Genomic DNA, 9207 nt, shown 5'->3' with positions numbered 1-9207 from the left:
CGTCGGCGCGATTCAACTGGTGGCACTCGCCGCAGACCAGAATGCCGGCATCGATCGCACGCATTGTCGTTCTCCAGGATCTCTGCCGGGACGGTGATGGTTTGTCGTCATCCAGCACGGCGGCCAACCTGTGCCTTGCCCGGCAGGGAATGGGCACGGGGAAACCACCTGTCGGGGGAGGCTGCCGTCGGAAGACGATTCTGTTCGGGGCGTTACAGCGATGGCATGGGTTCGGCCACTCACGCGCATCAGTTGTCCGCTCGGCTCGATCTGGCCAGGCTGGGCCGGACTCGCTATTCATGCCGCTTGGACGACGATCGAGCGCTGGGATCGCATGATGCTTATATAGTTCACATGAGTCAATATTGTCTCATGTGTTTTTCACCATCGCGCTATACGGAGCCAAGCGGCGATCCTGCCAGGGAGGCATCATGGCATTCGCCACGGAAGGACCCCCGGAGAGATTGTGGCGCGCCTCCTGTCTCATGCCGATGCAAGTGGCGGTATCGGACGAGAATCCCTCGACACCGAGAAGCGGCTTTTCCGCGTCCAGGCATGGGACGATAGGAGCGCTCGGGTAGCCCTGGATCGATACTCGCTTTGCTCATTCGGGGTACAGGCAGGAACACCGGCGGGCCTCTTCCGGGGCTCCTCCAGTGTCCTGCTGCACACCTCTGAGGCTTCGATATCCTCCGAACCTCGTCTTTGCCCGGTTCCTCTTTCAGTCAATCGCCGCCCGCGTCTCAACCCCGTCCACCAACCGCGCAATCCCCAATGGGTTGCCATCCTTCAGCGCTTCCGGCAGCCACGCGTCCGGGTAGTTCTGGTAGCACACCGGGCGCAGGAAACGCTCGATGGCCAGGGTGCCCACCGAGGTGCCTCGGGCGTCCGAGGTGGCCGGGTACGGACCGCCGTGGACCATCGCGTCGCAGACTTCCACGCCGGTCGGATAGCCGTTGAGCAGCAGGCGCCCTGCCTTCTGTTCCAGGAGCGGTACCAGGTCGGCGAAGGACGCCAGGTCTTCCGCTTCGGCGATCAGGGTCGCGGTGAGCTGCCCGTGCAGCCCATGCAGCGCGCGCTTCAGTTCGGCGTGGTCGGCGACCTCGACGACCACGCTGGCCGGGCCGAAGACTTCTTCCTGCAGCAACTCGTCGCCCTCCAGCAGCAGGCTGACGTCCGCCTGGAACAGTTGCGGCCGGGCCTGGCGGCCCTCCTGCGGTTGCCCGGCGAGATGGCGGACGCGCGGGTGGGCGTGCAGCGCCGCCAGGCCTTTTTCATAGCTGGCCAGCGTGCCGGCGTTGAGCATGGTCTGCGCCGGCTGGTCGTCCATGCGGGCGGCGAAGCGTTCGAGGAACGCCGAGAATTGCGCAGAGCGGATGCCGATGACCAGCCCGGGATTGGTACAGAACTGGCCGCAGCCGAGCACCACCGAGGCACTCAGTTCGTCGGCCACGGCCTCGCCTCGGCCTTGCAGCGCGGCGGGCAGCAGGACCACCGGGTTGATGCTGCTCATCTCGGCGAACACCGGGATCGGCTGCGCCCGGGCGGCCGCCATGTCGCAAAGGGCGCGGCCGCCCTTCAGCGAACCGGTGAAGCCGACCGCCTGGATCGCGGGGTGGCGGACCAGCCGCTCCCCTACTCCACCGCCGTAGATCATGTTGAACACGCCCGCCGGCATGCCGGTGCGCTCGGCCGCGCGGAGGATCGCTGCGGCGACCCGTTCGGCGGTGGCCATGTGTCCGCTGTGCGCCTTGAACACCACCGGGCAGCCGGCGGCCAGGGCCGCGGCGGTATCGCCGCCGGCGGTGGAGAACGCCAGGGGGAAGTTGCTCGCGCCGAACACCGCCACCGGGCCGAGGCCGATCCGGCACTGGCGCAGGTCGACGCGTGGCAGCGGCTTGCGTTCGGGCCGGGCGCGGTCGATGCGCGCGCCATGGAAGTCGCCGCGCCGCAGGACTTCGGCGAACAGGCGCAGCTGGCCGCTGGTGCGGCTGCGTTCGCCCTGGATGCGCGTGGCCGGTAGCGCGGTTTCACGGCAGACGATGGCGACGAAATCATCGTCCAGTGCGTCGAGTTCGGCGGCGATGGTATCGAGGAATTCCGCGCGGCGGCTGGCTGGCAGTTGCCGGTAGTGCGGGTAGGCGCTGGCGGCGGCCTCGGCGGCGGCGTCCACTTCTTCCGGGGTGGCTTGCACGAAGCGGTACGGCAGCGCCTCACCGCTGGCGGCGTCGAGGCTTTGCAGGAAGAGCGTGCCGGCCGCGCTGCGGGCGCCGCCGATGAAGTTGTGTCCGAGGATGGCTGTCATGTCGACCTCATACAGGGGAAGCCCCGCCGGGGATGGCCGGCGGGGTTGGAGCCAAGGCTCCGCAGGAATGAAGGAAACCGTGCCGCGGGTCTCTCGTGGAGCTCCGGCCTATGCACGGCGGTGGGGCTTCAGAGCGCTACCACCCGCCCCGGCGTCAGTGCGGTCTCGACGGCGGCGATGCCATTGCGCAGCGGCGCGCCGAACTCGGTCATGGCGATCTCGAAGACATCCCCCGGAGCAGCCTTGATCCCGTCGGCGAAGGACAGCGTGGCGGTACCGAAGTAATGCACGTGGACGTCGCCCGGACGGAGGAACTGCGCGTACTTGAAATGGTGGTACTCGAGGTTCTCCAGGCTGTGGCACATGTTGTCCTCGCCGGAAAGGAACGCCTGCTGCCAGAGCACTTCGCCGTCGCGCAGGATCCGGCTCTCGCCCTGCAGGTGGCGCGGCAGTTCGCCGACTCGCAGCTCCGGCCCGTAGCAGCAGGCGCGTAGCTTGGAATGCGCCAGGTACAGGTAGTTGCGGCGCTCCATCAGGTGGTCGGAGAACTCGTTGCCCAGGGCGTAGCCGAGCCGGTAAGGCCGGCGGTCATCGCCGATCAGGTAGAGCCCGACCAGCTCCGGTTCCTCGCCGGCGTCCTCGGCGAAGGCCGGTAGCGGGAAGTCCGCGCCGGGGCGCACGACGATGCCGCCGTCGCCCTTGTAGAACCATTCAGGCTGCGCGCCGACCTGGCCCGCCGGTGGCTTGCCGCCCTCCAGGCCCCACCTGAAGATGCGCATGGTGTCGGTCAGCGCGGTCTCGTCGCCCTGGTTCTGCTGGTGCATGCGGTCGCGCGTCGCGGCGCTGCCCAGGTGGGTCAGGCCGGTGCCGCTGACCAGGCAATGGGCCGGGTCGTCATGATCCAGCGGCGGCAGCACCCTTCCCTCCTCCAGCAACCCGGCATAGTCCGGGCCTGGCTCGCTGCCTCGGCGCAGCACCTCGTCGTGCAGGCCGCTGCCCGCGCGAATCGCCGCCAGCCCCAGTTCGCGCGTGCTGCGCACGCCGCGCAGCACCTGTATCCCGGCGCCTTCGACGACGCCGACCCGGCGCTGCCCTGCCCGGTCCTCGAATTGAATCAGCCGCATCTCGGCTCCTCCTGTGGGCTCCGACTATCACTCGATGATGATGAAATCCTTGAGGTGCTCTTCGGATATCTCCAGGCCCAGACCGGGCTTGTGGTCGTCCAGCTGGATATAGCCGTCGACCGGCTGCGGCTCGCCCTTGAACACGTAGTAGAACAGCTCGTTGCCGACCTCGACGTCGAACACCGGGAAGAACTCGGCCATCGGCGAGGCGGTGCTGGCCATGGTCAGGTGATAGTTGTGCAACTGTCCGGCGTGCGGGATCACCGGCACCGACCAGGCCTCGGCCATGGCGTTGATCTTGCGCGCGGCGGTGATCCCGCCGACGCGGTTGGTGTCGTACTGGATGACGTCCACCGCGCGGCGCTCCAGCAGGTCCTTGAAGCCGTGGCCGGTGAATTCGTGCTCGCCGCCGGAGATCGGCATGATCCCCATCTTCTTCAGCTCGACGTAGCCCTCGATGTCATCGGCGATCACCGGCTCCTCCAGCCAGCGCGGTTCGAACTCGGCGAGCTTCGGCAGCATCCGCCGGGCGTATTCCAGGGTCCAGCCCATGTAGCATTCGAGCATGATGTCGATGTCCGGCCCGGCCAGTTCGCGTAGCGCGCGGACCTGCTCGATGTTCCTGCGCATGCCCGCCGGGCCGTCCTTGGGGCCATAGCCGAAGCGCATCTTCAGCGCGGTGAAGCCCTGGTTCAGGTAGCCCTGGGCCTCTTCGAGGAAGGCGTCGAGGTTGTCGTTGGCGTAGAGCTTCGAGGCGTAGGTCCAGATCTTCTCCTTGGTGCGGCCGCCGAGCAGCTTGAACACCGGCTTGTTCACCGCCTTGCCCATGATGTCCCAGATCGCCAGGTCGACCGCCGAGATGGCTGCCATGCCGATGCCCTTGCGGCCCCAGGCGTGGGTGCGGCGATACATCTTCTGCCAGATGTACTCGTTGTCGAACGGGTCTTCGCCGATGCAGATCGGCGCCAGGTAGAGGTCGACGATTTCCTTCGCCACGCGCGGCGCCAGGGCGCAGTTGCCGATGCCGACGAGGCCGTCGTCGGTCTCGATCTCCACCACCAGCCAGCCGTGGAAGCGGAACGAGCCCATGGCGTCTCCTTTCTCGAACAGGATGTCGCTGGCATTGGTGCAGAAGTGCGCCTGCGGCGGGACGACCTTGCCCTTCCATTCGAAGACGCGGGTACGGACGGATTTGATTTTCATGTCGCAGCTCCTATCGGTGCGTAGTGTGGGTCAGCCGGCCTGCCGCGCTCGCAGCGGGACGGACGACGATCCGGAGGTCTTCAGCCGGGCCAGCAGGCAGGCGCCGAGCAGGCCGACGGCGGCCAGGGCGAACATGCCGGCGCGCGGGTCGGCGAACTGGCTTTCCATGAGGGTCTTGAGGTTCGGCGCGACGAAGCCGCCGAGGTTGCCCAGGGAGTTGATCAGGGCGATGCCGCTGGCCGCGGCCGCACCGCTCAGGTAGCCGGTGGGAAGGGTCCAGAACAGCGGCTGCACCGAGACGAAGCCGGACGCGGCGAAGCAGAAGGCGATCACCGCCAGGCCCAGGTTGCCGGCCAGCGCCGAGGCGGCGATACCGGCTGCGGCCATGCCCAGCATGGCCACCGCGAGCTGGCGATGCTGGCCGCTGCGGTCGGCCTGGCGGGTCACCAGGCGCGTTACCACCAGGGCGCAAGCCCAGGGAATCGCGGTGATCAGGCCGACGTTCAGGCCGACCTGGCCGTCGAGGAAGCTGGCGATGCGGGTCGGCAGGTAGAACACCACGCCGTACACGCTCATCTGGATGGTGAAGTAGACCAGGCAGAACTTCAGCACCTGGCCGCTGCGCAGAGCGCTGAGGAAGCCGTGCGGGCCGCGTGCCTGTTTGCGGGTGTCTTCTTCGGCCAGCTCGCCTTCCAGCGCCCGCTTCTGCTCGTCGCTCAGCCAGCCGGCATCGCGCGGGCGGTCGACCAGGTAGAAGTAGGCGGCAATGCCGACCAGCGAGGCCAGCAGGCCCTCGGTGACGAACAGCCACTGCCAGTTGGCCAGGCCGAAGATGCCGTGGAACTCCAGCAGCCAGCCGGACAGCGGACCGCCCAGCACCAGCGCCAGCGGCAGGCCGAAATAGAACAGGCCGAGCGCCTGGGCACGGCTGCGCTGCGGGAACCAGTAGGTGAGGTAGAGGATGATGCCGGGGAAGAAGCCCGCCTCGGCGACGCCCAGCAGGAAACGCAGGACATAGAAGGTCATGGCGTCGTCGGCGAACATCATCGCCGCCGAGACCAGGCCCCAGGTGACCATGATCCTGCACAGCCAGACCCTGGCGCCGAGGCGGTGCAGCATCAGGTTGCTGGGCACCTCGAAGCAGGCGTAGCCGATGAAGAAGATGCTCGCGCCAAACGCGAAGGCGGCATCGCCAAGGCCGGTGTCGGCTTGCAGGAAGGCCCGCGCGTAACCGACGTTGGCCCGGTCGATGAAAGCCAGTACATACATCAGGACCAGGAAAGGCAGGAGCCGCAGGCGGCTGGTGGCGATCGCCGAGGACAGCAGCCTGGCGTGGTCGTTCATGGCGCTCATGGAGGGCTTCCTTCTTGTTGTTGTTCGACGCGGAGGCGGCATGGCCGCTTGCGTTGGGCCGACTGTAGCCAGGCCGCTCCCGCGCGGATAATCACTTCTGCGCATTCATCGATAACCCCAGGCAATACCTTTTCACCAATCAGCCAATCGCCGGTTATCGGGCAGCAGCGAGAACGGCCCTGCGCTCAGAGCAGCGGCAGGGAATACGAGAGGATCAGGCGGTTCTCGTCGACATCGGCGGCATGGTTGGACCGCAGCATGGCGTTGCGCCAACGCAGGCCGAGGTTCTTCAGCGGGCCGCTCTGGATCACGTAGGCGACGTCCACGTCGCGTTCCCAGGCGCGGCCGTCGTCCATCGCCTTCGTCCGGGCATGGGCGCCGCTGGCGTAGCGGGCCATGGCGGTCAGCCCGGGAATGCCCAGGGCGACGAAGTCGTAGTCGTAGCGCAGTTGCCAGGAGCGCTCGCCGGCGCTGGTGAAGTTGCGCACCTGGATGTCGTTGACCAACGGCGTGCTGGTGCCGGCGATGTAGAGCATCCCGTCGTCGCCGTACATGCGCTGGTAGCCGGCGCCGAGGCTGTGGCGGCCGCGGGTCGCGCTGAAGAAACCGGTCAGCGCGCGATTCTCCAGATCACCGAGCTTCGCGGCACCTTCGTCGCGCGTGTCGAAGAGCCCGACGCTGGCGCCCAGGCGCCAGCCGCCGAAGCTCTGCTTGTGGCTCAAGCTGTAGTAGTCCTGCCGGTAGATGTCTTGCAGTCGCGCCTGCCACAGCCCGACCTGGCTGCGCTCGGCATTGAAGCGGTACTCCGCGCCCAGGTAGTCGAAACGGTCGGAGAACACCCCGCCGCGCCCATCCACCGAGAGGTCCTGGTGGTCGCTGGAGTTGCGCTGGCTGAGCGAACGCATCTGCCCGCCGTGCAGGGTCAGGCCGGCGATTTCCCTGGAGGTCAGCATGCCGCCCTGGAAGGTCTGTGGCAGCAGGCGGCCGTCGTTGCGCAGGAGGATTGGCAGTTCCGGCAGCAGTTCGCCGAGCTTCAGCTCGGTATTCGACAGCTTCAGCTTCGGCGCCACGCCCAGTCGCGCGTAGTCGTCCGCTGCGCGTCCGTCGGCGTGGCGTGGCAGCAGCCCGGAGCCGGCACGATCAGGGCTGCTGTCGAGCTTCAGGCCGAGCTGGCCGATCAGCTCGACGCCGAGGCCCAGGGTGCCCTGGGTATAGCCGGATTTTGCCTGTAGGAGAAAGCCTTGGGCCCACTCCTCCTGTTTCGACTGCGCCGCGCCGGGCTGGCGGAAGTCGCGATTGAAATAGAGATTGCGCAGGCCGAGGCTGACGCTGGCGTCTTCGATAAAGCCCTCGGCGCCGGCGAGCGACGGCAGGCCGGCCAGCAGGACCGGGGCGAGCGAGGCGGATTTCAGCAGGTTCGGAGCGGAACGGGTCATTGTTGTTTTTCCTTTTCCCAGGCCGAAGCGAGCCGTGGAGCGCTGCGGCTCCAGGCGATGTGTCTCTCGTCGAAGGTGCGACGCCTCCTGCCCCGCCGCGACGGTACAGGGAGGCGCCAGGGAGCGCGTTACGAAGGGGCGGCGCTCTGGTTGTCGCGTCGCATGCAGGCGATCAGGCTTTGCGTCTGCCCATCCGGCAGGCGATCTCGAACGCCTGGCGGGTGGCGCCGACGTCGGCCCTTCCCTGCCCGGCGATATCGAAGGCGGTACCGTGGGCCGGCGTAGCGATGGGGATCGGCAGGCCGCCCTGGACGGTCACGCCGCGGGAGAAGCCCATCAGCTTGATCGCGATCTGCCCCTGGTCGTGGTACATGGTCACCACCGCGTCGAAGGCACGGGCGTCGCCCTGCACTTTGAGGAAAATGGTGTCGGCGGGATACGGGCCGTCGGCGGCGATCCCCTGTTCGCGCGCCTTCTGCACCGCCGGAGCGATGATGTCCAGCTCCTCGCGGCCGAAGCTGCCGTTGTCGCCGTTGTGCGGGTTCAGTCCGCAGACGCCGATGCGCGGCCGCGCCAGGCCGCTGCGGCGCAGCGCGTCGTCGATCAGGCGGATCGCCTCCCCTACCCGCTCCTGGCTGAGCAGGCCCGGCACCTCGGCCAGGGCTACGTGGGAGGTCACCCGCGAGGTCCAGAGGTCGTCGAGGACGTTGAACTCGCAGAACGGGCCGCCGAACCCCAGGCGCTCGGCGAACCAGTGCAACTCGTCGCTGTGGTCCATGCCGGCCATGTGCAGCGAGGTCTTGTTCAGCGGGCCGAAGAGGATCGCGTCGGTCCTGCCGCTGCGGGTCAGTTCGAGGGCCAGCGCGAGGGTTTCCAGGCTGTAGCGGCCACCGACGGCGCTCGCTTCGCTGCGTGGGAACTCGTCCCCGCCCTGGCTGAGCCAGGGATGCAGCAATGGCGTGGCGTCGGCGAAATCCAGGGTCTCCAGGGCGTCGATGCGTCGGTAGGGGAATTCGCAGCCGGCGATGCGCATGCCGCGGCGCATTTCCGCTTCGTCGGCGATCAGCACGATGTGCGCCTTCTCGCGCACCTCGGTGTCGGCCAGCAGGCGGGCGATCAGTTCCGGGCCGATGCCGGCCGGATCGCCCAGGACCATGGCCAGTCGCGGTAGGGATGGAGCGTTCATGGGGAAGTCCTCGGGTCGAGCGACGCCTGCTGCAGGCGCACGGTGTCGGGTACGGTGCGGTAGATGCGCCGCGCGTTGCTATGGAAAAGCCGTTCCTGGTCGGCGTACGGCAGGTCGGCGACGATGCGTTTGAAACCGCCATAGATGTCGTCGAACGAGCCGCACAGGCTGTCCACCGGGAAGTTGCTGGCGAACATCGCCCGCTCGACGCCGAACAGGGCGATGCTTTCGCGGACGATCCAGGCGTTGTCCTCGACGCTCCAGCGCCGGCCGGCCTGGCCGATGCCGGAGATCTTCAACGCCACGTTGGGGCATTCGGCGAAGCGCGCCATGGCCCGTTGCCAGGCGGCCAGCCCCTCCTCGCTGCGATCGGACGGCAGGCCGGCATGGTTGAGCACGATCAGCGTATCGGGGAAGTCGCGCGCCAGGCATGCGGCCTCGGCGAGGTTCCACCAGGGTGTCTGCAGGTCGAAGTGCAGGCCGTGCCGGGCCAGCTCGGCATAGCCGCGACGCCAGCGCTCGTCGCTCATCAGGCTGCGCAGCTCGCCGACCTGTTGCGGGCGTTGCGGACCGCCGGGCTTGTGGCGGACGCTGCGGACC

The 9207-nt window shown here is 67.7% G+C and carries 7 protein-coding genes; all 7 read right to left on the bottom strand.

The annotated features are described in order from the left end of the window. Positions 1-721: 721 nt before the first annotated feature. Positions 722-2305, bottom strand: coding sequence for an aldehyde dehydrogenase (NADP(+)) (locus HMPREF2581_RS18195; protein WP_011666666.1), 1584 nt, complete (start codon positions 2303-2305; stop codon positions 722-724). A gap of 128 nt (positions 2306-2433) precedes the next feature. Continuing rightward, positions 2434-3429 (bottom strand): AraD1 family protein, encoded by a 996-nt coding sequence (gene araD1 / locus HMPREF2581_RS18190; protein ID WP_011666667.1) that lies wholly within the window; start codon positions 3427-3429, stop codon positions 2434-2436. A 27-nt stretch (positions 3430-3456) separates the two neighbouring features. Beyond that, positions 3457-4632 (bottom strand): L-lyxonate dehydratase, encoded by a 1176-nt coding sequence (locus HMPREF2581_RS18185; RefSeq protein ID WP_003111006.1) that lies wholly within the window; start codon positions 4630-4632, stop codon positions 3457-3459. A gap of 30 nt (positions 4633-4662) precedes the next feature. Next, positions 4663-5985, bottom strand: coding sequence for an MFS transporter (locus HMPREF2581_RS18180; RefSeq protein ID WP_003123448.1), 1323 nt, complete (start codon positions 5983-5985; stop codon positions 4663-4665). 185 nt (positions 5986-6170) lie between these two features. After that, positions 6171-7421 (bottom strand): OprD family porin, encoded by a 1251-nt coding sequence (locus HMPREF2581_RS18175; RefSeq protein ID WP_011666668.1) that lies wholly within the window; start codon positions 7419-7421, stop codon positions 6171-6173. Positions 7422-7593: 172 nt separating this feature from the next. Continuing rightward, positions 7594-8607 carry a 4-hydroxythreonine-4-phosphate dehydrogenase PdxA gene (locus HMPREF2581_RS18170; protein ID WP_003123450.1) on the bottom strand — a complete coding sequence of 338 codons (1014 nt, stop codon included), beginning with the start codon at positions 8605-8607 and terminating at the stop codon, positions 7594-7596. Next, a partial coding sequence (locus HMPREF2581_RS18165) for an amidohydrolase family protein (RefSeq protein WP_168173299.1) occupies positions 8604-9207 on the bottom strand: 604 nt, incomplete at its 5' end. The genes HMPREF2581_RS18170 and HMPREF2581_RS18165, both read right to left, overlap by 4 nt.

This window comes from Pseudomonas sp. HMSC057H01 (genome assembly GCF_001836405.1).
Lineage (GTDB): Bacteria > Pseudomonadota > Gammaproteobacteria > Pseudomonadales > Pseudomonadaceae > Pseudomonas > Pseudomonas aeruginosa.
The sequence above is the reverse complement of the archived record's forward strand: the minus strand, read 5'-3'. Positions and strand labels throughout refer to the sequence as shown.

Coding starts and splice junctions, on each gene's coding strand:
- HMPREF2581_RS18195 (WP_011666666.1), bottom strand. CDS start 2,305: ATGACAGCCATCCTCGGACACAACTTCATCGGCGGCGCCCGCAGCGCG.
- araD1 (WP_011666667.1), bottom strand. CDS start 3,429: ATGCGGCTGATTCAATTCGAGGACCGGGCAGGGCAGCGCCGGGTCGGC.
- HMPREF2581_RS18185 (WP_003111006.1), bottom strand. CDS start 4,632: ATGAAAATCAAATCCGTCCGTACCCGCGTCTTCGAATGGAAGGGCAAG.
- HMPREF2581_RS18180 (WP_003123448.1), bottom strand. CDS start 5,985: ATGAGCGCCATGAACGACCACGCCAGGCTGCTGTCCTCGGCGATCGCC.
- HMPREF2581_RS18175 (WP_011666668.1), bottom strand. CDS start 7,421: ATGACCCGTTCCGCTCCGAACCTGCTGAAATCCGCCTCGCTCGCCCCG.
- HMPREF2581_RS18170 (WP_003123450.1), bottom strand. CDS start 8,607: ATGAACGCTCCATCCCTACCGCGACTGGCCATGGTCCTGGGCGATCCG.